Source organism: Micromonospora sp. NPDC048986 (assembly GCF_040649335.1).
GTDB classification, from domain to species: Bacteria; Actinomycetota; Actinomycetes; order Mycobacteriales; family Micromonosporaceae; genus Micromonospora; species Micromonospora alfalfae.
The window spans coordinates 45,246-69,487 of record NZ_JBEZFJ010000018.1 but is presented as its reverse complement, the minus strand read 5'-3'; the positions used below and the strand labels follow the sequence as shown (position 1 = coordinate 69,487).

The 24,242-nt window shown below is 71.8% G+C and carries 20 protein-coding genes; 10 read left to right on the top strand and 10 right to left on the bottom strand.

What is annotated here, in order from left to right; genetic code table 11:
- Window positions 1-184: 184 nt before the first annotated feature.
- The gene (locus tag AB0B94_RS29415) at window positions 185-2,098 is read left to right on the top strand and encodes an ABC transporter ATP-binding protein (RefSeq protein ID WP_357287946.1); all 1,914 of its coding nucleotides are present in this window, start codon (window positions 185-187) and stop codon (window positions 2,096-2,098) included.
- A gap of 33 nt (window positions 2,099-2,131) precedes the next feature.
- Here AB0B94_RS29415 and thrS read toward each other — a convergent pair whose 3' ends face one another.
- Complete coding sequence (gene thrS, locus AB0B94_RS29410; protein WP_357287782.1) at window positions 2,132-3,349, bottom strand: threonine--tRNA ligase; 1,218 nt, start codon at window positions 3,347-3,349, stop codon at window positions 2,132-2,134.
- Between the two features lie 508 nt (window positions 3,350-3,857).
- Here thrS and AB0B94_RS29405 point away from each other — a divergent pair.
- Window positions 3,858-4,487, top strand: a complete 630-nt coding sequence (locus AB0B94_RS29405; RefSeq protein WP_357287779.1) for a DedA family protein — start codon at window positions 3,858-3,860, stop codon at window positions 4,485-4,487.
- 186 nt (window positions 4,488-4,673) lie between these two features.
- Window positions 4,674-5,324, top strand: a complete 651-nt coding sequence (locus AB0B94_RS29400; protein WP_357287774.1) for a DUF998 domain-containing protein — start codon at window positions 4,674-4,676, stop codon at window positions 5,322-5,324.
- A 43-nt stretch (window positions 5,325-5,367) separates the two neighbouring features.
- On the opposite strand, the gene AB0B94_RS29395 is transcribed toward AB0B94_RS29400, so the two are convergent.
- The gene (locus AB0B94_RS29395) at window positions 5,368-6,771 is read right to left on the bottom strand and encodes an NAD(P)H-quinone dehydrogenase (protein ID WP_112588199.1); all 1,404 of its coding nucleotides are present in this window, start codon (window positions 6,769-6,771) and stop codon (window positions 5,368-5,370) included.
- A 106-nt stretch (window positions 6,772-6,877) separates the two neighbouring features.
- Here AB0B94_RS29395 and AB0B94_RS29390 point away from each other — a divergent pair, with 106 nt between their 5' ends.
- Complete coding sequence (locus AB0B94_RS29390) at window positions 6,878-7,333, top strand: gamma-glutamylcyclotransferase (RefSeq protein WP_112588201.1); 456 nt, start codon at window positions 6,878-6,880, stop codon at window positions 7,331-7,333.
- 75 nt (window positions 7,334-7,408) lie between these two features.
- On the opposite strand, the gene AB0B94_RS29385 is transcribed toward AB0B94_RS29390, so the two are convergent.
- From AB0B94_RS29385 to AB0B94_RS29370, 4 genes are all read right to left on the bottom strand, one after another.
- Window positions 7,409-8,368, bottom strand: coding sequence for a GNAT family N-acetyltransferase (locus AB0B94_RS29385; protein WP_357287770.1), 960 nt, complete (start codon window positions 8,366-8,368; stop codon window positions 7,409-7,411).
- Window positions 8,369-8,430: 62 nt separating this feature from the next.
- Window positions 8,431-9,165 (bottom strand): hypothetical protein, encoded by a 735-nt coding sequence (locus AB0B94_RS29380; protein WP_357287767.1) that lies wholly within the window; start codon window positions 9,163-9,165, stop codon window positions 8,431-8,433.
- A 103-nt stretch (window positions 9,166-9,268) separates the two neighbouring features.
- The gene (locus tag AB0B94_RS29375; protein WP_357287764.1) at window positions 9,269-10,243 is read right to left on the bottom strand and encodes a hypothetical protein; all 975 of its coding nucleotides are present in this window, start codon (window positions 10,241-10,243) and stop codon (window positions 9,269-9,271) included.
- Window positions 10,244-10,247: 4 nt separating this feature from the next.
- A complete protein-coding gene (locus AB0B94_RS29370; RefSeq protein ID WP_357287761.1) occupies window positions 10,248-10,880 on the bottom strand; it encodes an MBL fold metallo-hydrolase in 633 nt (210 codons plus the stop codon).
- A 93-nt stretch (window positions 10,881-10,973) separates the two neighbouring features.
- On the opposite strand from AB0B94_RS29370, the gene AB0B94_RS29365 reads away from it, so the two are divergent.
- Complete coding sequence (locus AB0B94_RS29365) at window positions 10,974-11,933, top strand: DUF4349 domain-containing protein (RefSeq protein WP_357287758.1); 960 nt, start codon at window positions 10,974-10,976, stop codon at window positions 11,931-11,933.
- Here AB0B94_RS29365 and AB0B94_RS29360 read toward each other — a convergent pair.
- Together AB0B94_RS29360 and AB0B94_RS29355 are read right to left on the bottom strand one after the other, a co-directional pair.
- Window positions 11,890-13,149 (bottom strand): amidohydrolase, encoded by a 1,260-nt coding sequence (locus AB0B94_RS29360; protein ID WP_357287753.1) that lies wholly within the window; start codon window positions 13,147-13,149, stop codon window positions 11,890-11,892. The genes AB0B94_RS29365 and AB0B94_RS29360 overlap by 44 nt on opposite strands.
- Window positions 13,150-13,605: 456 nt before the next feature.
- The gene (locus AB0B94_RS29355) at window positions 13,606-15,189 is read right to left on the bottom strand and encodes a methylmalonyl-CoA mutase family protein (RefSeq protein WP_238671122.1); all 1,584 of its coding nucleotides are present in this window, start codon (window positions 15,187-15,189) and stop codon (window positions 13,606-13,608) included.
- A 206-nt stretch (window positions 15,190-15,395) separates the two neighbouring features.
- On the opposite strand from AB0B94_RS29355, the gene AB0B94_RS29350 reads away from it, so the two are divergent.
- Window positions 15,396-17,462 carry a protein kinase gene (locus AB0B94_RS29350; RefSeq protein WP_357287750.1) on the top strand — a complete coding sequence of 689 codons (2,067 nt, stop codon included), beginning with the start codon at window positions 15,396-15,398 and terminating at the stop codon, window positions 17,460-17,462.
- A gap of 48 nt (window positions 17,463-17,510) precedes the next feature.
- Complete coding sequence (locus tag AB0B94_RS29345; RefSeq protein WP_357287746.1) at window positions 17,511-19,178, top strand: phospho-sugar mutase; 1,668 nt, start codon at window positions 17,511-17,513, stop codon at window positions 19,176-19,178.
- Window positions 19,179-19,191: 13 nt separating this feature from the next.
- Here the strand turns inward: AB0B94_RS29345 and AB0B94_RS29340 are convergent, their stop codons facing one another.
- Window positions 19,192-19,869: a GPP34 family phosphoprotein gene (locus AB0B94_RS29340; RefSeq protein WP_238684464.1), complete on the bottom strand. Its 678-nt coding sequence runs from the start codon at window positions 19,867-19,869 to the stop codon at window positions 19,192-19,194.
- A 72-nt stretch (window positions 19,870-19,941) separates the two neighbouring features.
- Window positions 19,942-20,574: a uracil phosphoribosyltransferase gene (gene upp, locus AB0B94_RS29335; RefSeq protein WP_091394488.1), complete on the bottom strand. Its 633-nt coding sequence runs from the start codon at window positions 20,572-20,574 to the stop codon at window positions 19,942-19,944.
- A gap of 133 nt (window positions 20,575-20,707) precedes the next feature.
- Here upp and deoC point away from each other — a divergent pair, with 133 nt between their 5' ends.
- From deoC to AB0B94_RS29320, 3 genes are read left to right on the top strand one after another with little or no spacing between them, the layout of a single operon-like run.
- Entirely contained in the window at window positions 20,708-21,667 is a 960-nt protein-coding gene (gene deoC / locus AB0B94_RS29330) for a deoxyribose-phosphate aldolase (RefSeq protein WP_357287742.1), read from the top strand.
- A gap of 6 nt (window positions 21,668-21,673) precedes the next feature.
- Window positions 21,674-23,104 carry an aldehyde dehydrogenase family protein gene (locus AB0B94_RS29325; protein ID WP_357287739.1) on the top strand — a complete coding sequence of 477 codons (1,431 nt, stop codon included), beginning with the start codon at window positions 21,674-21,676 and terminating at the stop codon, window positions 23,102-23,104.
- On the top strand, window positions 23,097-23,921 hold the full coding sequence (locus AB0B94_RS29320) for an aldehyde dehydrogenase family protein (protein ID WP_357287735.1): 825 nt from the start codon (window positions 23,097-23,099) through the stop codon (window positions 23,919-23,921). Before AB0B94_RS29325 ends, AB0B94_RS29320 begins: the two co-directional genes overlap by 8 nt.
- Window positions 23,922-24,242 lie beyond the last annotated feature (321 nt).

Here is a 24,242-nt window from a genome sequence, read left to right as displayed (position 1 = left end):
GCGTGACGAGCCGCGCACCGCGGCCGTACCCAGTCAGAAGCCGGCCGGCGACGGACGGACGCCGGACGAGACCGCGCAGCAACCGGGCGGGGAGACCGCGCCGGAGACCGGCGGTGGCGCGGCGACGCCGAAGCGGCTGCCGCCCGGCCGCCAGGGCGGCGGCCCGGGATGGATGAGCGCCGGAATGCCCGCCGAGAAGTCGATGAACTTCGGGCCATCGGCCCGGCGGCTGCTCGGCCGGCTGCGCTCGCACCGACTGCACCTGGCCGCGATCATCACGTTGGCCCTGGTGAGTGTCGGATTCAGCGTTGCCGGGCCGAAGATCCTCGGCCACGCCACCGACCTGATCTTCACTGGGGTGATCGGTCGGCAACTGCCCGCAGGCACCACCGCCGAGCAGGCCGTCGCGGCGGCCCGGGCCAGCGGCAACAACAGCTTCGCCGACATGCTGGCCCGGATGGACGTGGTGCCGGGGGTGGGCATCGACTTCAGCGCCCTGAGTCGGGTGCTGCTGCTGGCGCTCGGGCTCTACCTGGCGGCGAGCCTGCTGTCCTGGTGGCAGGGTTGGCTGCTCAACGGGGTGGTCCAGCGCACAGTGCTGCGGCTGCGCGCCGAGGTGGAGGAGAAGCTCAACCGGCTGCCGCTGCCCTACTTCGACAGGCAGCCGCGCGGTGAGCTGCTCAGCCGGGTCACCAACGACATCGACAACATCTCCACCAGCCTCCAGCAGACCCTCAGCCAGCTGCTCACCTCGCTGCTGACAGTCGTCGGCGTGCTGGCCGTGATGTTCTGGATCTCGCCGGTGCTGGCCCTGGTGGCCCTGGTCGCGGTGCCGCTGTCGGTGCTGGTCACCCAGCGCATCGCCAAGCGCTCGCAGAAGCAGTTCATCGCCCAGTGGACGCACACCGGCGAGTTGAACGGCCAGATCGAGGAGGCGTACACCGGTCATGAGCTGGTGAAGGTCTTCGGCCGGCAGCGTGAGGTCGAGGCCGCGTTCCACGCGAAGAACGAGGAGTTGTTCCGGGCCAGCTTCGGGGCACAGTTCATCTCCGGGATCATCATGCCGTCGATGATGTTCATCGGAAACCTGAGCTACGTGGCGATCGCCGTGGTCGGCGGGCTGCGGGTCGCCTCCGGCACGATGAGCCTCGGCGACGTGCAGGCGTTCATCCAGTACTCCCGCCAGTTCACCCAGCCGCTCACCCAACTCGCCTCGATGGCCAACCTGCTCCAGTCCGGGGTGGCGTCGACCGAGCGGGTCTTCGCGGTGCTCGACGCGGACGAGCAGACCCCCGACCCGGTCGCGCCGGCCCGGGTCACCGACCCGCACGGTCGGGTCGAGTTCGAGCACGTCTCGTTCCGCTACGAGCCGGACAAACCGCTGATCGACGACCTTTCGCTGGTCGCCGAGCCCGGACACACTGTGGCCATCGTCGGCCCGACCGGCGCCGGCAAGACCACCCTGGTCAACCTGGTGATGCGGTTCTACGAGCTGGACGCGGGCCGGATCACGCTCGACGGGGTGGACATCACCACGATGCGCCGCGACGACCTGCGCGGCCGGATCGGCATGGTGCTCCAGGACACCTGGTTGTTCGGCGGCACCATCCGCGACAACATCGCCTACGGGCGGCCGGACGCGACCGAGGAGGAGATCCTCGCCGCCGCCCGAGCCACCTTCGTGGACCGGTTCGTGCGCAGCCTGCCCGACGGCTACGACACCGTCATCGACGAGGAGGGCAGCAACGTCAGCGCCGGCGAGAAGCAGCTCATCACCATCGCCCGGGCGTTCCTCGCCGAGCCGTCACTGCTGATCCTCGACGAGGCCACCAGCTCGGTGGACACCCGCACCGAGGTGCTGCTGCAACGGGCGATGGCCGCGCTGCGCTCGGACCGGACCAGCTTCGTGATCGCGCACCGGCTCTCCACCATCCGCGACGCCGACCTGATCCTGATGATGGAGGACGGTCGGATCGTCGAGCAGGGCACCCACGAGCAGTTGCTCGCCGCCCAGGGCGCGTACCACCGGCTCTACCGCTCGCAGTTCACCGGCGCGGTCGTCGACGACGAGCCGGCCGCCGAACCGGCGGCGGTCTAGAACATGTGGCAGCGCCCCGGGACGGCCGGCGACTCAGCCCTGCGGCAGCAGGTCGGTCGCGCGGGCGGCGACCTGCCCGCCGATCAGGGCGAGAGCCTCGTCGGCGGGCATCGGCGCCAGGGCGCGGCCGCCGCGCAGGCGCAGCGCGAGGTGCCCGTCGGCCACCTCCCGGGCACCCAACACCCCGAGGTACGGGACGCGGCGGCTGGCCGCGTCCCGGACCCGGGCGCCCAGCGAGCCGGCGGCGTCGACAGCGACCCGCAGGCCGGCGTCGCCGGCCCGTCGGGCCAGGTCGGCCGCCGCGTCGACCTGACCGTCGTCGACCGGCAGCAACACCAACTGGATGGGCGCGTACCAGGCCGGGAACGCCCCCTCGTGCACCTCGATGAGGTACGCGAACAGCCGCTCCATGCTGCCGACCAGGCTGCGGTGCACCATTACCGGCCGACGCCGGCTGCCGTCCGAGTCGGTGTAGGACAGGTCGAACCGTTCCGGCTTGTCGAAGTCCAGCTGGATGGTGGAGATGGTCGACTCCCGGCCGGCGGCGTCGACGATCTGTATGTCGATCTTCGGACCGTAGAAGGCGGCCTCCCCCGGCGCCTCGACGTACTCCACCCCGGCCAGCGCCTCCCGGAGCAACTCCTCGGCGCGGGCCCACTGCGCGTCGTCGCCGACGTACTTCTCGCCCGGCCCGCGCAGCGACAGCCGGAACCCGGCCGGCCGGACACCGAGCGCGGCGTGCGCGGCACGGATCAGCCCGAGGATCTCGACAACCTCCGCGCCGACCTGCTCAGGGGCGCAGAAGGTGTGCGCGTCGTTGAGCGAGATGGCGCGGACCCGGGACAGCCCGCCGAGCACACCGGAGCGCTCCGAGCGGTACATCCCACCCAGCTCGGCGATCCGCAACGGCAGCTCCCGGTAGGAACGGCCCCGCGCTCGGAAGACCAACGCGTGGTGTGGGCACAGCGCCGGCCGGAGCACGAACTCGTCGTCGGCGCTCAGCCGCATCGGCGGGAACATGTCGTCGGCGAAGTAACCGAGATGGCCGGAGAGTTCGAAGAGTTCCCGCTTGCCCAGCGGCGGCGAGTAGACGTGCTGGTGGCCGGAGCGGCGCTCCAACTCCCTGACGTACTCCTCGACGGCGTGCCGGGCGGCGGCGCCGGCGGGCAGCCAGATCGGCAGGCCGGCACCGGCCAGCGGGTCGGAGACGAAGAGGTCCAGCTCGCGGCCGAGCCTACGGTGGTCGATCATGTCGGGCTCCTGGATCGGGTACGACCCGGAGGCGACCTGAGCTCCGAACGGCGCGCTGCCCTCGGGGGCGGATCGCCCCGGGGCCTGGTCGACTGTGGTTACGTCAGAGCGGCACGCCGGGGACACCCGGCGTCGTGGTCATCACTACCGCGCTGCGCATACGGCGACAGTACCCGCGCGACGTTCGGGGATGCACCCGGATTTGCGGCGGAGGGGTGGGCCGCCGGCGCGGGACCCGCCGGCGGCCCTGGCGGCCGAATCGTCAGGAACGGGGGACCCGACGGGCATGGCCGCGCCGACAACGGTACGCCGACGAACGCCGTTCTGCCGCCCGCCTCGAACGGGTGGACCAGCCTCCGGGCCCGTCACCCGGCAGCGATTTTCCTCGTTGTAGCTGGGTGGCCCAGTCGTGTCGACGGTCACGACGGGCCGGGGCCGTCCACCGTGACGCCGGACACGACGTCAGGCTCAAGAAACCCAATCGGCCGCATCCGGCGAGGTGGCAGGCGTGCCCGAACTTCTGACTGACGTCGCGTCGCCGACGTGGGCGTACCTGGTGCTGCTCGCGCTGCTGGTGGCGGACGCCTTCGTGCCGGTGATCCCCACCCAGATCGTCATGATCACCAGTGGTGCGCTCACCGTCTACGGCGGGCTCAGCCTGCCGGTCACCATCGCCGTCGGCGCGCTCGGCGTATTCGTCGGCGACCTGGCCTGCTACCTGCTCGGGCGCAGCGCACCGGATCGGCGGCAGCCCCGGCACGCGGAGCTGAGCCGCGCCCGCCGGGTGGCCAGCCGGGTCACCCAGGGTCTGCGACAACCCGGGCCGCTGGTCATCCTGCTCTGCCGGTTCGTGCCCGGCGGTCGGATGGCGGCCTGTTTCTCGGCCGGGCGCAGCCGCTACCCGTACCGCCTGTTCGTGCTCTACGAGGCCGTCGCCGCGCTGGGCTGGGCCACCTACGGCGCGCTGGTCGGGCACCTGGGCGGCACCGCACTGACCGAGTCGGCCTGGCGGCTGGCCATCATCGCCACCGCCGCGGCGGCCGGCTTCGCCGCGGCGGGATGGGCGATGACAATGGTCAGCGCCCGCCACGCCCGCGCCGCCGCCGCGGTGGCCGCGGTCGACGTCCCCATCGACTGAGTGCCGCGCCCCAGCCTCCGCGATCTTGCACTTACTGTCCCGACAATCGGTGCTTGCCACACATTCGGACGACCGGAAGTGCAAGATCGCGGCGGGTTGGCGGCGGCCCTCTAGGGGTGGTCCCGGGGAACTTTTTCGGTGGCCGTCCCGGATTCGGGTGGGGTGTCAGCGGCGACAGGCTGGGGCATGCCTGTTTCCCGGAGTACCGGCCTGCTGGCCCTGGGCGGAATCGCCCTGGCGGCGCTGCTCACCGTGATCGGCCATCTCGAAGTCAACGACGACCTCAACCCGTGGGCGTTGACAATCAGCGACTTCGCGGTCTCCGACCGCGGCGGCGTCATCGACATCGCCATGGTGGTGCTCGCGCTCGCCACAGTGGCGTTGCTGTACGGACTGCGCCGCGCCAGCCCACCCCGACCCCGCTCCGGGCGAACTGCCGAGCTGCTGCTCGGCGCATGGGTGGGTGGGCTGTTGCTGGCCGCCGTGGTGCCGACGAACGAACCGGGCACCGCCATGACCACCGCCGCCTACCTGCACCGGTACGCGTCGGTGATCGCCTTCCTGGCGTTGCCCGCGGCCGGTTGGCTGCTCGCCCGCCGACCTGACCTGACGCCCGCCGCCCGGACGCTACGCGCCCTGGTCCTGCTGAGCCTGGCCCTGGCGGCGGCGATGATCTGGTCCGCCTACCCCGGCGACCGGATGCTCATCGGCCTGGCCGAACGCCTCCTGATCCTCACCGAGGTGGCGGTCCTGGCCACTGTAGCGACGGCCCTGACCCGGCCCGCGCGGGTCGATCATGGAGTTGTGGTGCCTCAGGAAAGGGGTGTGGCGGTGTGAGACGGCCACCACAAGCCCATGATCGACGAGGAGGGTCGGGTCGTCACTCCAGCTCGTGCAGCATGAGCTGGCGGGCGGCCTCGGTGATGGAGCCGGAAAGGCTCGGGTAGATGGTGATGGTCTGGGCCAGCTCGTTGACCGTGAGGTTGTTCTCCACCGCCATGGTGATGGGCAGGATCAGCTCGCTGGCCTTCGGAGCGACAACCACACCGCCGATCACCTGACCGCTGGCGGGACGGCAGAACAGCTTCACGAAACCGTCGGAGAGGTCATCCATCTTGGCCCGGGCGTTGCCGGACAGCGGCAGCATCACCTGCCGGGCCGGCACCTTGCCCGCGTCCACCTCGTCCTGCGAGACACCCACGGTGGCCAGCTCCGGGTCGGTGAAGACGTTCGCCGCGACGGTACGCAGCCGCAGCGGGCGGACCGCCTCACCGAGCGCGTGCCACATGGCGATCCGGCCCTGCATAGCGGCGACGCTGGCCAGCAACAGCACTCCAGTGCAGTCGCCGGCGGCGTAGATGCCTGGCACGTTGGTCCGGGAAGCCCTGTCGACAGTGAGGTAACCGCCCCGGCCCAGCTCCACCCCGTACTCGGTCAGACCCAGGTTCGCGGTGTTCGGGATCGACCCGACGGTGATCAGCGCGTGTGAGCCGGTCACCTTGCGGCCGTCGGAGAGTTCGACCTCGACGCCGTCGGCGGTACGCCGGACCGCGTCGGCCCGGGAGTTGTTGAGGATCTCCATACCGCGGTTGCGGAACACCCGCTCGATGGCGGAGGCGGCGTCGGCGTCCTCGTGCGGCATCACCCGGTCCCGGCTGGAGACCAGGGTCACCTCGACCCCCATCGCCAGGTACGCGCTGGCGAACTCCGCGCCGGTCACGCCGGACCCGACCACGATCAGGTGCTCGGGCAGCTCGGGCAGGTCGTACACCTGTCGCCAGGTCAGGATGCGCTCACCGTCCGGTACGGCGGTGGGCAGTTGGCGGGGCGTCGAACCGGTGGCCACCAGCACTGTGGACGCGTCGATCGAGTACTCCTCGCCGCCGTCGGCGGGGGTGACGACCACCCGGTGGGTGTGCCCGAGGGAGTCCTCGCCGAGCCGGGCGGTGCCGGCCACGAAGGTGACCCCCGCCTTCAGCAGCTTGGCGTGGATGTCCGCGGACTGCGCCAGGGCCAGCCGCTTGACCCGCCCGTGCACCGCCCGCGCGTCGACGGTGACCGCCTCCAGGCCGTCCGAGTGCACCCCGAACTCCTCGGTGTCGCGGTAGCCGGTGACCACCCCCGAGCTGGCGATGAAGGTCTTCGACGGTACGCAGTCCGACAGCACGCAGGCACCCCCGGCACCGTCGGCCTCCACCACTGTGACATCGGCGTCCAGTTGGGCGGCGACCAGTGCCGCCTCGTACCCGGCCGGCCCCCCGCCGATGATCACGATCCGGCTCACAGCGTTAGCCCTTCGTCCATGCTCACAGTGACTTTCTTCTCCCGAGCGCATTCGACACGCACTGTCGTATTCTCCCCCACCCGTCGGCCGGGCTATCGTCATCGCCGTGCGTCATCACGCCGCCTACGGCTCAAATCTCGACCCTGCCCGGATGCGTGCCTACTGTCCGCATTCGCCGATGGTGGGCACCGGCTGGCTGGAGGGCTGGCGGCTGACCTTCGCCGGGGCGGATGTGATCGGCTGGGAGGGCGCGGTGAGCACCCTCGTCGAGTCGCCCGGTGACCGGGTCTTCGTGGCGCTCTACGACATCCACCCCTACGACGCGGGCCAACTCGACGAGATCGAGGGGGTGACCGCCGGCACGTACCGCAAGCTGCACGTGCGGGTCTCCACCCTCGACGGCGACGTGACCGCGTGGATCTACGTCTTCAACGGGTACGAGGGTGGCCTGCCGACCTCGTGGTATCTGTCGGAGATCGCGAACGCCGCCGAGAAGGCGGGCGCCCCGGACGACTACGTCACCGAGTTGCGGGCCCGCCCCACCGGCACCGCCTCGGCGTAGCAGCGCGTATCGCACGCCTCCAGTCTGCTCCCGCTGTCGAGCGCGGCGCCGGCCGGGCCGGACCGGGGTCGTCAATCACACACCGGCCGCCGGAACGGAAAGCTCGTACATGTCGGTCCAGTGGGTTTCCCGCAGGCCCACCGACCGGTAGAGCGACAGCGGGGCGGTCGGGTTGGTGAGATCGACGCCCAGGCCGACCGACCGCCGTCCCTTCTCGGCGTAGCGGGCGAAGGCGCGTCGCAGCAACGCCGCACCCACTCCCCTACGCCGGTACGCGGACAGCACCGACAGACTCTTCACCCAACCCGACTGCTGGTCGAGGGCCTGGTCCGAGGACTGCAACGCGCCGACCGGCACCCCGTCCACCTCGGCGACGAACCACTCGTCCCAGGCGGTCAGGTCGCCGATCCGGGCCCGCCACCGCTCGTACGACAGCGGCTCGTGGTCCGGGGTGTCGCCGAAGGCGGCCTCATGGATCCGGTGGAACTGCATCAGGTCGGTCTCGTCGTCCGGGCGGACCTGTCGCACCGTCACGGACGGTGGCCCGGCCTGCTCGTCGGGCAGGTCGATCAACGGCCGGCTCATCCGGACGTACCGCTTGACGAGGGCGAACCCCAGCCCGCGCAGGGCGTGTGCCCAGTCGCGTTCCGGGGCGAAGACCGCGCAGCGGACGGTGAGTGACGGCAGACCCCGTTCGGCAGCGCGCTCGGCGACCCGGTCCAGTTGGCGGAGCAGCAACGGCGCGCGGACGGCGGCGGCCCGTACCGGGTCGACGTAGACCTCCACGAACTCCCTGCCCACCCCGGTCGGGTTGTCCAGCGTCGCCCAGCCGACAACCGTGTCGTCCGGGTCGATGGCCAGCCAGGAGTCCCGGGTCGGGTCGAAGTGCGGGCCGGTCAGCGACGCCGCGACGTCCTCGGCGTCAAAGTCGGGATGGCCGATGGCGAAGGTGTCGGCGGCGTGCACCACCGCGAGGATCGCCGGCACGTCGTCGAGGGTGGGTCGGCGCGTCGTCCAACCAGCGGGAAGGGTCACGGCAGGACATCCTGGCAGCCGCTCGGCTCCGACGCCGCCCATTTTTCCGGCCGGCGGCAGGCTCAGCCGAGGTCGGCCCGGGTGCGGTGCAGCAACTCCACCAACTCCGCGCCGTCGGCGGGCCCGAGGGCCGTGAACGCCGGCGCGGCCAGCCGGTTGGTCACCGCCTCCGCCCAGAGCCGGCGGCGCACCAACGGCCCGATCGGCGGGTACGGCGGCGGCCAGCCACAGGCCACCGCCCCGGCCTCGCCCTCCGGACCGGCCAGCACCGCCTCCAACGGGGTCATCCCCGCGGCGCGTACCGCCAGCAGGTAGGCGCCGGTGAAGTGTTCCCGGAGCAGCCGCAGCCCGGCGGCGCTGCGAGCCCCGGGCGAGAGATCCGGGAGCGGCATGGCCCGCCACGCGGCGAAGAGCGGCATGCCACTGGCCTCCGCCGCCACGACGGCCCGCTCGACGAGCGCCGACAGGCGCTCGGTGCCGGGCAGGGGGCCGAGCTGCTGCTCCCCCCACCGGCAGCACTCGGCGAGGCTCGCGGCGGCCACCTCGAACGGCGCGACGACCCGGGCGGCGGCGTCCCAACCGTCGGCGACCGCGTCCGGGGCGATGAACCCGAGGGCGGCGGCGGCCGTCTCGGCCCGCACACCGCCGAGCGCACCGGCCCGGCCGCTGATGTAGAAGGCCCAGCCGGAGATGCCGAGCAGTCGGGCCCGGCGCAACGTGGTCGGGTCCCGACTGAAGGCGTCGCCGAGGTCGAGCACGACGGGCTTACTGGCGGCTGCGACCTGCTCCGGAGTCATCGCGCCGCCCGGCTCGGGCAACCCGACCCGGCGACCACGACCATGCCCCGACCCGGGGCCACTCGCCGTGTACCGCCCGCACACTCGTCGTCGTCCATCGATGTCAGTCTGCCGCGCCGCCGCCCTCGTCCGCATTCCCCTCTTCGGCCGCCAGTGCCTCGACCGCCGCCTCGACCTCACCGGCGCGTCGCCGGGCCACCGTGACCGCCCGCTCGGCGGCACGCCGGGCGAGCTTGGCCCGGCTGAGGTCCTGCTCGGCGACCGCGCGCCGCCGTTCCAGCTCGGCCAGCTCGGCCTCAAGACGATCGAGTACTGCCACACCGTCGCGTTCCTGCCCGGTCGCCTCGGTCAGCTCGGTCTCGGCCCGCTCCTGCTCGGCCTGGGCCTTCGCCAACTCCCGGTCCAGGGCACGGCGCCGCCGGGCCCGCTCGGCTCGGGCCGCCCGCTGTGCTGCCTGCTCGGCACGCTCGGCAGCCCGGTCCGTGCGGGGTGCCGCCTCGGGACGGCCCCGTTGGGGGCCGGGTCGGCGGGCCGGGCGCTCCTCCTCGCGCTCCTCGTCATCGTCGGTGACCAGCCGCAGTTGGGGCCGGGGCACCTCGCCGAAGCCGGCGTAGCTGGCCGCCCGCAGCAACCGGCCGGCCCGCACCTGCTCGGCGACCTCGACGTCGGAGAACGCCGCGTTCAGCGTCGCCTCCACCTCGGCCAGGGGCAGCCGGCTCGCCGGTGGCGCGTCCGGCTCGGCTGCGGCGAGCTTGCGAACCTCGGCGACCAGCGCGCCGACCACCGCCCGGCGCTGCGCGGACAGCTCCCGCAGGCGGGGCCCGCGCAACTCCCGCTGGGCGACCCGCAGGGCGTCGGCGAGCTGCACCAGATCGGCCACCAGTTCCGGGCGTCGGATGGCGAGGAGGTTCACCAACCAGGCGGCCACCGTCGGGCGACGCAGCCGGGCCAGTTGCCGGGCGGTGGTCGGGTCGCCGGCGCGGCGGGCCTCGGCCACGGCGGCGTCCCGGGCGGCCACGAACCGGTCCGGTGGGGTGCGGTAGAGCTGCTGCACCAGCTCCGCGGAGAGGCCGGGCATCGGGTCAGACGTCCACCCGGCTACCGGGCTCCAGTCGCTGGTATTCGGTGCCGGACAGCGCTGTGTACTGCCGGTCGAGCACGCCCAGCCCGTTGTCGTTGAGCGACGCGTCGTGCACTGCGTACGCGCGTCGCGGTGCCACCGCGCGGATGAAGTCGACCACCTCGGAGAACTTCGACCAGGGGGCGTGGATCGGCGCGAAGAGCGTGTCGACGGGTGTCTCGTCGGGCACCACCAGCGAGTCTCCCGGGTGGTAGACCACGTCGTTGATCAGGTAACCGAGGTTGTCGATCACCGGGATGTCGGGGTGGATCACGGCGTGCCGCCCCCCGTACGCGCGCACCGCGACGCCGGCTGCGGTGAACGACTCACCGACGCTGACCGGGCGCAGCACGTCGGCCGCGTCGCCGAGGGTCTCGCCGAGTGAGGCGGGGCCGTAGATCGGGAACGGCTGCCGGTCGAGTTGGAGGCGCACCGCTGCCAGATCGAGGTGGTCGGGGTGTTCGTGGGTGATCAGCACCGCGTCCGCACCGTCGAGCGCCGCCGAGGCGTCGCCGAACACCCCGGGGTCGACGACGAGCACTCCCCCGTCGTGTTCCACCCGAAGGCAGGAGTGGGCGTACTTGGTGAGCCGCATCGTGACTCCTCGATTATCGAATCGTGACGTCCTCAGCGCAGTCTGCCGGAACCAGCCGATGTGCGCGTCGCGTCCGAGCTATCGCCACACCGGTTGACGACGATGGGAGCGGGGATGGACGGACAGGTGGGACGACGCCGCGGTGCGCTGCTGGCGGCTACGACACTGGCGGCGGCCCTGGCGCTGACAGGGTGCGGTGCCGGCGACGGGGCGCAGGACACCGCCGGCTCGGCGGCCGAGGCGCCACCGGCCAACGGCGGCGAGGCGGGCCGGGACGCCGCCGCTGACGCGCCGGAGGGGGCCGGCGCCGGCGCACCGGACCTACGGGTCGACCAGCGGGCGATCATCTACACCGGAAGGATGCGGGTGCAGGTGGACGATGTGGACTCTGCCGCCCGTGAGGCCACCGCCGTGGCCACCCAGGCCGGCGGCTTCGTCGGCGGCGACCAGCGGCGCAGCGCCGACGCTGACGCGGTGGCAGAGTTGGAGTTGCGGGTGCCGGCGGCGAGGTTCACCGGTGTGGTGGAGGAGATCGCGAAGCTCGGTCAGCAGCAGAGCCGGCAGATCGACACTCAGGACGTCACCGAGGAGAGCGTCGACCTGGAGGCCCGGATCACCAGTCAGCGGGCCCGGGTGGAGAGCGCCCGCCGGTTGCTGTCCCGGGCCACCTCGATCACCGACCTGGTGTCGCTGGAGAACGAGTTGGGTCGACGGGAGGCCGACCTGGCCTCGCTGGAGGCCAAGAAGCGACGCCTGGCCGACCTGACCGCCCTCTCCACGATCACCGTGTCGCTGGCGGGCCCGGCGGCGAAGGACACCGAGGAAGAAGCCGAGACCGGCTTCCTGGTCGGGCTCAGGGGCGGCTGGAAGGCGTTCGTCGTCTCGATGACCGTCCTGCTCACAGTGCTGGGCGCGTTGCTGCCCTGGCTGGTGGCGATCGGCGTACCGCTGGTGGCGCTGCTGGTCGTGCTGCGCCGACGGCGCAAGTCCCCGGCTCTGGTCGCGCCGGTCAGCGCGCCGCCGCCAGTGCCCGCAACGCGGTCTGCACCATGACGCGGACGCCGACCGCGATGGACCGTTCGTCCACGTCGAAGCTCGCCCGGTGCAGGTCGACGTTGGGGCCGGGGCGACCCACGCCGAGCCGGGCGAGGGCGCCGGGGACGTACTCCAGGTACCAGGAGAAGTCCTCGCCGCCCATGCTCTGCGGTGTCTCGGCGATCCCGTCCGGGCCGAGGGCTGCGGCGGTGGCGGCGGTCAGCACCTTGATGGCGTGGGCGTCGTTGCACACCGGCGGCCGGCCGCGCAGGTATTCCAGGTCGACGGTGGCACCGGTCGGCGCGATCACGTCCCGCACCACCTGAGCGACGATCTTGGGCGCCTGCTCCCAGGTGTCGCGGTCCATCACCCGGAGGGTGCCGGAGGCGCTCGCCTCGGACGGGATGACGTTGTAGCGGGTGCCGGCCGAGGCGTGGCCGAAGACCAGCAGCAGGCCGCTGTTGGCCGGCACCCGGCGACTGACCAGGGCCGGCACCTCGGTGATGAGCCGTCCGAGGGCGTCGACCATGTCGACGGTCAGGTGCGGGCGGGCGGTGTGCCCGCCCGGGCCGGAGAGTCGGACGGTCACGTTGTCGGCGGCCGCGGTGATCGGGCCGACCCGCAGGCCGACCTGACCCACCGGCAGGTTCGGGTCGCAGTGCAGCGCGAAGATCTGCACCACGTCGTCCAGGCCACCGGCCTCGATGACCTCCAGCGAACCGCAGGGCAGGATCTCCTCGGCCGGCTGGAAGATGAGCCGGACCCGACCGTCCAGCTCACCGAGGTCGGCGAGCTGGGCCAGCAGCATGCCGACGCCGAGCAGGACCGAGGTGTGCACGTCGTGCCCGCAGGCGTGGCAGACGCCCTCCACCGTCGACCGGTACGGCACGTCCTTGGGATCGTCCAACGGCAGGGCGTCGATGTCGGCGCGCAGCGCAACGACCGGGCCGTCCGGCCTGCCGTTGACGTCGCAGATCACGCCGTTGCCCTTGGGCAGCAGGCGCGGGTTCAGCCCGGCCAGCGACAGCTCCCGGGCGATCAGCGCGGCCGTCTCGAACTCGTTGCCGGACAGCTCCGGGTGCGAGTGGAGGTGACGGCGCGTAGCGATCAGCCCCGGTACCCGGAGCGCGAGAAGGTGATCCAGCTCGCGGGGCAGGGGCTGGGATCCCGGTGCCGTCTCCGGCCAGGACGACGCCAGCTGGCCGCTTGTGGGCAGCGTCAACGCACTCGTCACGTCGAATTCTCGATCACTAGGAATGGATGGATCATCGGGGACAGCAGACAGCCTAGACCTCCGACGGTGACGCTGCGCAACCTCGTTACGGTAATGATCGGACCGCGCAGAGTCACGTATGCCCTGCTGGGGGCGCTCGTCCAGGTGGGGGACAGCAGGTAGATCACGGTCGAACGCCGTCATCAGCCCCTCACCTCCTACAACGCGTAACCGATCGCGGCGGTCACGAATCCCGGCGCCAGTCGGAGACCCGTTGCCAAATTGTCGCATTAGTCGGGGTGATGAACTGACACTCCGACAATTAGCCGACCACACACCGCAACGAGCCGGATAAGGACGCTCACACGCACCCATCCACCGTGGGCGCACAGGGTGTGCGTCCCGGCTCAACCGACCGGATACCCGCTGAGAGCGCCGGACACACCGCGCCCCGAGGCCGCGGTGGCGTCCAGACGCTCAGAATCGGTCGGTCGGCCGGTACAACCCCCATACCTCACGCAACGTCCCGCAGACCTCACCCACCGTCGCCCGGGCCCGCAGCGCCTCCTTCATCGGGTACAACACGTTCTCCGTGCCCTCGGCGGCGGCCCGAAGATCGGCGAGCGCCCGAGTGACAGCGTCGGCGTCCCGCTCGGAGCGCAACCGGGCCAACCGGTCGGCCTGCGCCGCCTCGATCGTCGGGTCGACCCGCAGCGGCTCGTACGGCTCCTCCTCGTCCACGGTGAACCGGTTGAGCCCGACCACCACCCGCTCCCCCGAGTCGATCTCCTGGGCGATCCGGTACGCGGACTGCTCGATCTCCCGCTTCTGGAACCCGGCCTCGATCGCGTCCACCGCGGAGCCGTGGTCGGCCACCCGCTCCATCAACTCGACGGCGGCGGCCTCGATCTCGGCGGTCATCGCCTCCACCACGTACGACCCGGCGAACGGGTCGACGGTGGCGGTCAGGTCCGTCTCGTAGGCCAGCACCTGCTGGGTACGCAGCGCGAGCCGGGCCGCCTTCTCGGTGGGCAGCGCGATCGCCTCGTCGAAGCTGTTGGTGTGCAACGACTGGGTGCCGCCGAGCACCGCACCCAGGCCCTGCACCGCCACCCGAACCAGGTTCACCTCCGGCTGCTGGGCGGTGAGCTGCACGCCCGCGGTCTGGGTGTGGAACCGCAGCATCATCGACTTCGGATCCTTGGCGCCGAAGTCGTCCCGCATCAGCCGGGCCCAGATCCGCCGGGCGGCGCGGAACTTCGCCACCTCCTCCAGCAGCGTGGTGCGGGCCACGAAGAAGAACGACAGACGGGGCGCGAAGTCGTCGACGGCGAGCCCGGCGGCCAACGCCGCCCGTACGTACTCCACCCCGTTGGCCAGCGTGAACGCGATCTCCTGCGCTGGCGTCGCGCCGGCCTCCGCCATGTGGTAGCCGGAGATGGAGATGGTGTTCCACTTCGGCACCTCGCTGCGGCAGTACGCGAACGTGTCGGCCACCAGACGCAGCGACGGCTTCGGCGGGAAGATGTACGTCCCCCGGGCGATGTACTCCTTGAGGATGTCGTTCTGGATGGTGCCGTTGAGCGCCGTGCCCGGCACCCCGTTCTCCTCGGCGACGAGTTGGTAGAGCAGCAGCAGCACCGAACCGGGCGCGTTGATGGTCATCGAGGTGGACACCTTGTCCAGTGGGATGTCGGCGAAGAGCAGCCGCATGTCCTCGATGGAGTCGATCGCGACACCGACCTTGCCGACCTCGCCGTGCGCGATCGGCTCGTCGGAGTCGTAGCCCATCTGGGTCGGCAGGTCGAACGCGACCGACAGGCCCATCGTGCCGGCCCGCAACAACTGGTGGTACCGCGCGTTGGACTCGGTGGCGGTGCCGAAGCCGGCGTACTGGCGCATGGTCCACGGGCGGGAGGTGTACATGGTGGGGTAGACACCCCGGGTGTACGGGAACTCGCCCGGGCTGCCGAGCCGGGAGTCCAGTTCCTCCGGAAGGTCGGCCTCCGTGTAGACGCCGTTGATCGGGAAACCGGACTCACTTGACCGCCGTTGGTTCATCCCCGGATGGTAGGACGCCTGGCCACGTCGTCGGGTGAGGGATACCGCACAGTGCGTCCCGACCTGTCGACACCAGGTGAACGACAGCGCACGTTCTGTTGACTTCGATAAACGTCCGCCGCGTCGGCTTTCGCATCGGGCGTCGGAACCAGCAAGATAGGGGGGTTGTGTCCCAGCCCCCCTCGATTTCCCCCGGTGGCTTTTCTGTGACTCAGATCCCGACGTGGAGCGGCGGACCAGTCAGTCCCGCCAACGGACGAGCGGCGCCCGGCACCACCATCGGTGGCCGGTACTCGCTGCGGTCCTCGGTGGGCAACGGCGGCATGGGCACGGTGTGGCGCGCCACAGACACCCTGCTGCGCCGTGACGTGGCGGTGAAGGAGGTCGTCCTGCCCCCGGGGCTGGCCCCCAGCGACCGCGACGCGATGTACGAACGCACCCTGCGCGAGGCCCGCGCCGCCGCCGCCATCCAGCACCCCGCTGTGGTGCAGGTGTACGACGTGGTCACCGAGGCCGGCCGACCGTGGATCGTGATGGAGCTGCTGGACGCCCGCAGCCTCGCCGACATGGTGATCGAGGACGGGCCGGTCGCGCCCCGCGCCGTCGCAAAGATCGGCATCGCGCTGCTCGGTGCGTTGGAGGTAGCGCACGCGATCGGCGTGCTGCACCGCGACGTCAAACCCGCGAACGTGCTGATCTGCAGCGACGGGCGCTGCGTGCTGACCGACTTCGGGGTCGCTCGGATGCCCACCGACGTGCAGCTCACCACCCCCGGCATGGTGCTCGGCTCGCCGCACTTCATCTCCCCCGAGCGGGCCATGGGCCAGGAGTTCGGCCCGCCCAGTGACCTCTTCTCGCTGGGTGTGACGCTCTACACCGCTGTCGAGGGGCGGCCCCCGTTCGACAAGGGCGACCCGATCGAGACCATGCACGCGGTGGTGGAGGACCCGCCCGCCCCACCGCAGCGCAGCGGCCCGCTGACCCGGGTGCTGATGGGTCTGCTCGAGAAGGACCCGGCGCGCCGCCTCGACGTGCGCACCTCCCGGGCGATGCTGCGCGAGCTGCTCGCCGGCCCGCTGGGCAGCACGGCGACGGCTGTGCACTCGGTCACCGACCCGTACGCCGTGGTGCCGGTGCAGCAGCGCCCCATCCCCGTCCTCCCGCCGGCCCAGCCGGAGCCGAAGCCGGACAGCCAGATCGGCGGCCCGGCGATGCTGGCCCCGGGTGAGTCCCTGACCGACCGGCTGGCCTCGCTGCGCCGGGGCGAGCGCCCGCAGGCAGCTCGCGCGGCCGGCACCACCGGGGGCCTCGACGAGACCAGCGCCGACGCCCTGGCCGGCCCGCTGCACACGCCGACCGGCGCGATGCCGAGTCCCGGCCGACCCGCGGCCGGGCGCACCTACGGTGGCAACGCGGACGCCACCCAGCGGGTGGACGCCGGCGGGCACCCCGACGCCACCCAGCGGGTCAGCTACGGCAGCCCGGCCGATGCCACCCAGCAGGTCGGGTACGGCGGCGCCGCACCGGAGGCCACCCAGCGCGTCGGCGGCACCTACGGCGGCGGCAACCAGTGGTCGGTGCCGGGCACCGGCCAGCCCTGGGCCACCACGCCCGCCGCTTCGGGCGGCAGCGCGCTGGACAAGGTCCGGGCGACCGGTGGTCAGCTCGTCACCACCGTCAAGGGCTGGCCGCGCAAGGTGCAGCTCGCCGCGGCCGGCGGGTTGGTCGTCGTGCTGCTGATCACCGCCGTGGCACTCTCCGGCGGCGACGACGCCCCGCCGAGCGCACCGGCAGCGCAACCCACCACGTCCGCCCCGGCGGCCCCCGCTGTCGAGATGCAGGAGCACACGGCCCGCGGGATCCAGGTCATGGTGCCGAAGGGCTGGAAGAAGGCCACCGGCGGCTCGTACACCGACTACATCGACCCGGCGGACAGCGGCCGCAAGGTCCGCATCATCACCGAGAAGTGGACCAGCAGCTCCGTCCGGTGGGCCGAGACGGCCGAGAACGGCCTCAAGACCCGGAGCACCTCCTGCGTCAAGCCGTACAGCCAGATCTCCTCCACCGAGGCCGAACTGGCCAGCAAGCCGGCAGCCGAATTCGAGTACACCTGCGGCGCGGGTGACGCGATGCGGCACGGCGTCTGGCGGGGCGTGGCGCAGGACGGCAAGGCGTACTCGTTCTACCTCACCGCCACCGACGCCAAGTTCGCGGAGAGCAAGCCGATCTTCGACGAGATGGCACGGACGTTCCAGCTCACCGGGAACGGCTGAGCCGGAGGGAACGCACAGGGGTGATCCGTCGCCGTGCTATCAAGGGGCATGGCGGCGGACACCACTGACATCGACGACATTCGTGAGCAAGCCCGGCGTTGGCTGGCCGACGACCCCGACCCGGCCAGCCGGGACGAGCTGACGGCGGTGCTCGACGGGCTTCCGGCGAGTGCCCCGGAGCTGGCCGACCGGTTCGCCGGCCCGTTGACCTTCGGCACGGCGGGCCTACGCGGCCCGCTGCGAGCCGGCCCGAACGGCATGAACCTCGCCGTGGTCACCCAGGCCGCTGCCGGCCTGGTCACCTGGCTCGCGGCCCAGGGCGGCACCGGCCCGCTGGTGATCGGGTACGACGCCCGGCACGGCTCCCGGCAGTTTGCCGAGCGCACCGCCCAGGTGGCCACCGGCGCTGGCCGTCCGGCGCTGCTGCTGCCCCGCCCGCTGCCCACCCCGGTGCTGGCGTACGCCGTGCGGCACCTCGGCGGTGTCGCCGGCGTGATGGTCACGGCCAGCCACAACCCGCCGCAGGACAACGGCTACAAGGTCTACCTCGGCGCGGAGCTGGGCGGCGAGCTGGGATCCGGCGCGCAGATCGTGCCCCCCGCCGACGCCGGTATCGAGGCCGCCATCCGATCGGTCGGGCCGCTGGCCCAGGTGCCGTTGGGCGAGCCCGGTCAGGTGCTCGGCGACGACCTGGTGGCCTCGTACGTCGAACGGGCCACCGCGGTGATCGACCCGGACGGCCCACGGGACCTGACGGTGGCGTACACCCCGCTGCACGGGGTGGGCGCGGCGGTGCTCACCGCCGCCTTCGCCAGCGCGGGCTTTCCGACCCCGGGGGTGGTGCCCGACCAGGCCGAGCCGGACCCGGCGTTCCCCACCGTGTCGTTCCCCAACCCGGAGGAGCCGGGTGCTGTGGACCGGCTGATCGCCCTGGCCGACTCCACCGGCGCTGACATCGCCATCGCCAACGACCCGGACGCCGACCGGTGCGCTGTGGTCGTCCGGGACGACCGCGACGGCTGGCGGATGCTGCGGGGCGACGAGGTGGGCGTCCTGCTCGCCGATCACCTGATGCGTCGCAGGGTGACCGGGCTCTACGCCACCACGATCGTGTCGTCGTCACTGCTGCGGGCGATGTGCGCGGCCCGGGGCCTGCCCTACGACGAGACGCTGACCGGCTTCAAGTGGATCGTGCGGGCCGGCGGCGGAAGCGCGCCGCTGGTCTTCGGCTACGAGGAGGCGCTCGGCTACTGCGTCGCCCCGGAGCACGTCCGGGACAAGGACGGGATCACCGCCGCGCTGACAGTGGCCGAGTTGGCCGCCGGCCTGAAGACGCAGGGTCGTACGCTGACCGACCGGTTGGACGAGTTGGCCGCCGAGTTCGGCGTGCACCACACCGACCAGCTCTCCGCCCGGGTGGACGACCTGCGGGTCATCGCCGACGCGATGGCCCGGATCCGGGCGGCCACCCCGGCCACCCTGCTCGGGCAGCCGGTGGACAGCGTCCGGGACCTGCTGCCCGAGTCGGACGTGGTGATCCTGCGGACCGCTGTGGCCCGGGTGGTGATCCGCCCGTCCGGGACCGAGCCGAAGCTCAAGGCGTACCTCGAGGTGGTGGAACCGGTCGGGGACGGCGACGTGCGGACGGCCCGCAGCCGGGCGGCGCAGGCGGTCGCCGCCCTGCGCGGCGAGATCGCCGCAGCTCTGGGGCTCTGACCGGCGGGCGGGGTCAGCGGCGCGGGCCGAGAGCCTGGTCGACCGCCCTGGCCAGGGCGGCAACGACCAGGCCGACCGACGGACGGACCACCGAGTCGTCGGTGCTCACCTCGCCGGAGAACCCGGCGCCGGTGGCGATCTCCGTCAGCCGGCGGCGGGCGTCGGCGGCGGCCTCGCCGCTCACCCCGAGCGCGGACTCCATCCGGAGCACCACCACCAGGGTGGCCAGCGCGGCGGTCCGCTCGTCCGGGGCTGCCGCGCCGGTCAACGCCTCGGCCAGCCGCTGTCGGGTCTCTGCCTCGACGGAGGTGTCCACGACCGGGTAACGGTGCACGTGGATGAAGCCCAGCTCGGTCTCGTCGACGTCCCGGACGACGCCCTGCCGACACAGGTCGGCGAGGATCCGGTCGCGCAGGCCGTGCCGTAGACGCTGCACCCAGGACGCCGGGGTGTGCGGGGTGTCGGCGGCGATCCGGCTGAGGACATCGTCGCTGAACGGCTCGCCGGTCGGCGTCGGGTCGATCACCGTCAGGGACCCGTCGGCGTACGCGATCCGGCCGGCCAGAGCCAGCTCGACCAGCACCGCGGCGGCCATGCCCAGGTCCAGGCTGATCCGTGGCATGGTCGCCTTGCCGGTCGTGTCGTCGTAGGCGAGGAGCAGCAACTCCTCGGCGAGCGCAACACCAGTCATGGCCGGAGACGGTAGCGGGTCCGCGCACCGCGCGCACGGACCCGCCGGACCCGGCACCGACCGGGTATCCCCTCAGAAGCGGGGCATGCCACCGAACTGGCGGTCACCGGCGTCGCCGAGGCCGGGGACGATGAACATGCTGTCGTTGAGCCCCTCGTCGATCGAGGCCGTAACCAGGCGCAACGGCAGGCCGGAGCGCTCCAGCCGCTCGATGCCGACCGGGGCGGCGAGCACACAGAGCACAGTGATGTCGGTGCAGCCCCGGTCGGCCAGCAGCCGGCAGGAGTGCTCCAGCGAGCCACCGGTGGCCAGCATCGGGTCGAGCACCAGCACCGGCAGCCCGGCCAGATCGCGTGGCAGCGACTCCATGTACGCGCGGGGCTCGTAGGTCACCTCGTCGCGGGCCAGGCCCACGAAACCCATCGACGACTCGGGCAGCAGGCCCAGCGCGGCGTCCGCCATGCCCAGGCCGGCGCGCAGCACCGGGACCAGCAGCGGCGGGTTGGCCAGCCGGGTGCCCTCGGTGCCGGTGACCGGCGTCTGCACCGGGTACCGCTCGACGGGGAAGGTGCGCGCCGCCTCGTACACCAGCATGGTGGTCAGTTCGTGCAGCGCCGCCCGGAACGTCGAGGAATCGGTGCGCGCGTCCCGCATGGCAGTCAACCTGGACTGGGCCAGCGGGTGGTCAATGACGTGTACGTCCACGATCGCTCAACCTACCGGTCCGTACCGCGCGGCGGTGCGGGTGCGGTCGGACCAGGGACGCCGCTCACGTCAGCACGTCATCGGGCGCTCGTGAGCAAGATCACTCGGCGGTCTCGTGCGTAGACTTCTCGGCATGACGGCGACAACGACGTCGGCCCGGTCGGAGCTCTCCGAGCTGGGACGATCCGAGACCGCTCTGCGGACCTTCCTGCACGGCCTGCCCGGCGTGGACCAGGTCGGCGCGGAGCAGCGGGCGGCACAGCTCGGCACCCGCTCCATCAAGACCACCGCCAAGGCCCAGGCGATCGACCTGGCGATCCGGATGGTCGACCTGACCACCCTGGAGGGGGCGGACACCCCGGGCAAGGTGCGCGCGCTCGCCGCGAAGGCCCTGCGTCCGGACCCGGCCGACCCGTCCTGCCCGCACGTCGGCGCGGTCTGCGTCTACCCGGCGATGGTCCCCTACGTGGCGGAGGTGCTGCGCGGATCCGGCGTGCACCTGGCCAGCGTGGCGACAGCGTTCCCGTCGGGGCAGGCACCGTTGGAGATCAAGCTGGCCGACACCCGGGCCGCCGTCGCGGCCGGCGCCGACGAGATCGACATGGTGATCAACCGGGGTGCGTTCCTGGCCGGGCGGTACAAGGAGGTCTACGACGAGATCGTGGCCACCAAGGAGGCCTCCGGGGATGCCCACCTCAAGGTGATCCTGGAGACCGGCGAGCTGGCCACCTACGACAACGTGCGGCGAGCCTCCTGGCTGGCCATGCTGGCCGGCGGCGACTTCATCAAGACCTCCACCGGCAAGGTCCCGATCGCGGCGACGATGCCGGTGAGCCTGGTCATGCTGGAAGCGGTCCGCGACTTCCGCGAAGCGACCGGGCGGCAGGTGGGCGTGAAGCCCGCCGGTGGCATCAAGACCACCAAGGACGCGATCAAGTACCTGGTGATGGTCAACGAGACCGTCGGCCCGGACTGGCTCGACCCGGACTGGTTCCGCTTCGGCGCGTCCAGCCTGCTCAACGACCTGCTGATGCAGCGCACCAAGCTGACGACCGGCGTCTACTCCGGTCCCGACTACTTCACCCTGGACTGATAGCCGATGTTCGAATACGCCCCCGCCCCCGAGTCCCGCTCGGTGGTGGACCTCAAACCCTCGTACGGGCTGTTCATCGACGGTAAGTTCGTCGACCCGACCGACGGTGGCAGCTTCAAGTCGATCAACCCCGCCTCCGAGGAGGTGCTGGCCGAGGTCGCCGAGGCCGGCGCCCAGGACGTCGAACGCGCGGTACGCGCGGCCCGCAAGGCGTACGACAAGGTCTGGGGCCCGATGCCGGGCCGGGACCGGGCGAAGTACCTGTACCGGATCGCCCGGCTCATCCAGGAGCGCTCCCGCGAGTTGGCCGTCCTGGAGTCCCTCGACAACGGCAAGCCGATCCGCGAGTCCCGGGACGTCGACCTGCCGCTGGTCGCCGCGCACTTCTTCTACTACGCCGGCTGGGCCGACAAGCTTCCGTATGCGGGATTCGGCCCGAACCCGCAGCCGATCGGGGTGGCCGCGCAGGTCATCCCGTGGAACTTCCCGCTGCTCATGCTGGCCTGGAAGATCGCACCGGCGCTCGCCGCGGGCAACACTGTGGTGCTGAAGCCCGCCGAGACCACCTCGCTGACCGCGCTGCTCTTCGCCGAGATCTGCCAGCAGGCCGAGCTGCCGGCCGGTGTGGTCAACATCCTCACCGGCGCCGGCGACACCGGCCGTACGCTGGTCGAGCACCAGGGCGTGGACAAGGTCGCCTTCACCGGCTCCACCGACGTGGGCCGGGCCATCGCCCGGTCGGTGGCCGGCACCAGCAAGAAGCTCACCCTGGAGCTGGGCGGCAAGGCCGCCAACATCGTCTTCGACGACGCACCCATCGACCAGGCCGTCGAGGGCATCGTCAACGGCATCTTCTTCAACCAGGGGCACGTCTGCTGCGCCGGCTCCCGACTGCTGGTCCAGGAGAACGTGGCCGACCGGGTGCTGGAGTCGCTGAAGCGACGGATGGCCCAGCTGCGGGTCGGCGACCCGCTGGACAAGAACACCGACGTCGGCGCGATCAACTCGGCCGCCCAGTTGGAGCGGATCCGCGAGCTCTCCGACGCCGGCTCGGCCGAGGGCGCCGAGCGCTGGTCACCGCCGTGTGACCTGCCCGACCGCGGCTTCTGGTTCGCGCCGACCATCTTCACCGGCGTCACCCAGGCACACCGGATCGCCCGCGAGGAGATCTTCGGCCCGGTGCTGTCGGTGCTGACCTTCCGCACCCCGGCCGAGGCCGTGGAGAAGGCCAACAACACGCCGTACGGGCTGTCGGCCGGGATCTGGACCGACAAGGGTTCCCGGATCCTGTGGATGGCCGACCGGCTGCGCGCCGGCGTGGTCTGGGCCAACACGTTCAACAAGTTCGACCCCACCTCGCCGTTCGGTGGTTACAAGGAGTCGGGCTACGGTCGCGAGGGCGGCCGGCACGGGCTGGAGGGCTACCTCAATGTCTGAGCGGGTCGCGGTACGCAAGACGTACAAGCTCTTCATCGGCGGGAAGTTCCCGCGCAGCGAGTCGGGACGGTCGTATCTCGTGCAGTCCTCGAATGTGTCACTGGCCTCCCGCAAGGACGCCCAGGACGCGGTGGTCGCCGCCCGCGCCGCCGTCAAGGGCTGGGCCGGCGCGACAGCGTACAACCGGGGTCAGATCCTCTACCGGGCCGCCGAGATGCTGGAGGGCCGCCGCGAACAGTTCGTCGCCCTGGGCATCCCCGGCGACGAGGTGGACGCCGCCGTCGACCGCTGGGTCTGGTACGCCGGCTGGGCCGACAAACTGGCCCAGGTGTACGGCGGCGCCAACCCGGTCGCCGGCCCGTACTTCAACATCTCCGCGCCCGAGCCGACCGGTGTGGTCGCTGTGGTCGCCCCGGAGCGCCCGGCGCTGCTCGGCCTGGTCAGCGTGATCGCCCCGGCGATCGTCACTGGCAACACGGTGGTGGTGGCGGCCTCCCCGAGTGAGCCGCTGGCGGCGGTGACGCTGGCCGAGGTGCTGGCCACCTCCGACCTGCCCGGCGGTGTGGTCAACATCCTCACCGGCGCGATCACCGAGACCGCGCCGACGTTGGCCGCGCACATGGACGTCAACGCGATCGACCTGACCGGGGTCACCGACGCCGCGCTCGCCACCGACCTCGAGGTCAAGGCGGCGGAGAACCTCAAGCGGGTGCTCCGGCCGGCCCCGACCGACCACGACTGGACCGCCGATCCGGGGGTGGCGCCGATGACCGCGCTGTTGGAGACGAAGACGGTGTGGCACCCCAAGGGGGTGTGATCGTTTTTTCTCGGCCTTTGGGGTTTTCCGGGGAGCCCCGCCCGCTCTGGGCGGTCAGGCTTGATCCCTCCGCGGGCGGGGCTCCCCGGAAAACCTGACGTGGGCCGGGTTCGTCGGTCGGGTCAGCTCACGGGCGCTGCCTTGGGTTGGGTTGCCAGTCTGCTGCCCCTCCCCGTGCCGCTCCGGCTTCAAGATCGGGCAATTTCCTTGATGTAGTGGCTTCCTGGTGGCTGGAGGCCACTACATCGTTGTTGTGGGGGATCTTGGCCGGGGCAGCGACCTGGTCGGGTCGGTCGGGGGTCTACTACCGGGGGTAGGATT

What these genes read in the sequence shown, in the direction of transcription:
- AB0B94_RS29415 (WP_357287946.1), top strand. Translation starts at nt 185, where the DNA reads ATGCCCGCCGAGAAGTCGATGAACTTCGGGCCATCGGCCCGGCGGCTG.
- thrS (WP_357287782.1), bottom strand. Translation starts at nt 3,349, where the DNA reads ATGATCGACCACCGTAGGCTCGGCCGCGAGCTGGACCTCTTCGTCTCC.
- AB0B94_RS29400 (WP_357287774.1), top strand. Translation starts at nt 4,674, where the DNA reads ATGCCTGTTTCCCGGAGTACCGGCCTGCTGGCCCTGGGCGGAATCGCC.
- AB0B94_RS29380 (WP_357287767.1), bottom strand. Translation starts at nt 9,165, where the DNA reads ATGACTCCGGAGCAGGTCGCAGCCGCCAGTAAGCCCGTCGTGCTCGAC.
- AB0B94_RS29375 (WP_357287764.1), bottom strand. Translation starts at nt 10,243, where the DNA reads ATGCCCGGCCTCTCCGCGGAGCTGGTGCAGCAGCTCTACCGCACCCCA.
- AB0B94_RS29370 (WP_357287761.1), bottom strand. Translation starts at nt 10,880, where the DNA reads ATGCGGCTCACCAAGTACGCCCACTCCTGCCTTCGGGTGGAACACGAC.
- AB0B94_RS29355 (WP_238671122.1), bottom strand. Translation starts at nt 15,189, where the DNA reads ATGAACCAACGGCGGTCAAGTGAGTCCGGTTTCCCGATCAACGGCGTC.
- AB0B94_RS29345 (WP_357287746.1), top strand. Translation starts at nt 17,511, where the DNA reads ATGGCGGCGGACACCACTGACATCGACGACATTCGTGAGCAAGCCCGG.
- AB0B94_RS29340 (WP_238684464.1), bottom strand. Translation starts at nt 19,869, where the DNA reads ATGACTGGTGTTGCGCTCGCCGAGGAGTTGCTGCTCCTCGCCTACGAC.
- deoC (WP_357287742.1), top strand. Translation starts at nt 20,708, where the DNA reads ATGACGGCGACAACGACGTCGGCCCGGTCGGAGCTCTCCGAGCTGGGA.
- AB0B94_RS29325 (WP_357287739.1), top strand. Translation starts at nt 21,674, where the DNA reads ATGTTCGAATACGCCCCCGCCCCCGAGTCCCGCTCGGTGGTGGACCTC.
- AB0B94_RS29320 (WP_357287735.1), top strand. Translation starts at nt 23,097, where the DNA reads ATGTCTGAGCGGGTCGCGGTACGCAAGACGTACAAGCTCTTCATCGGC.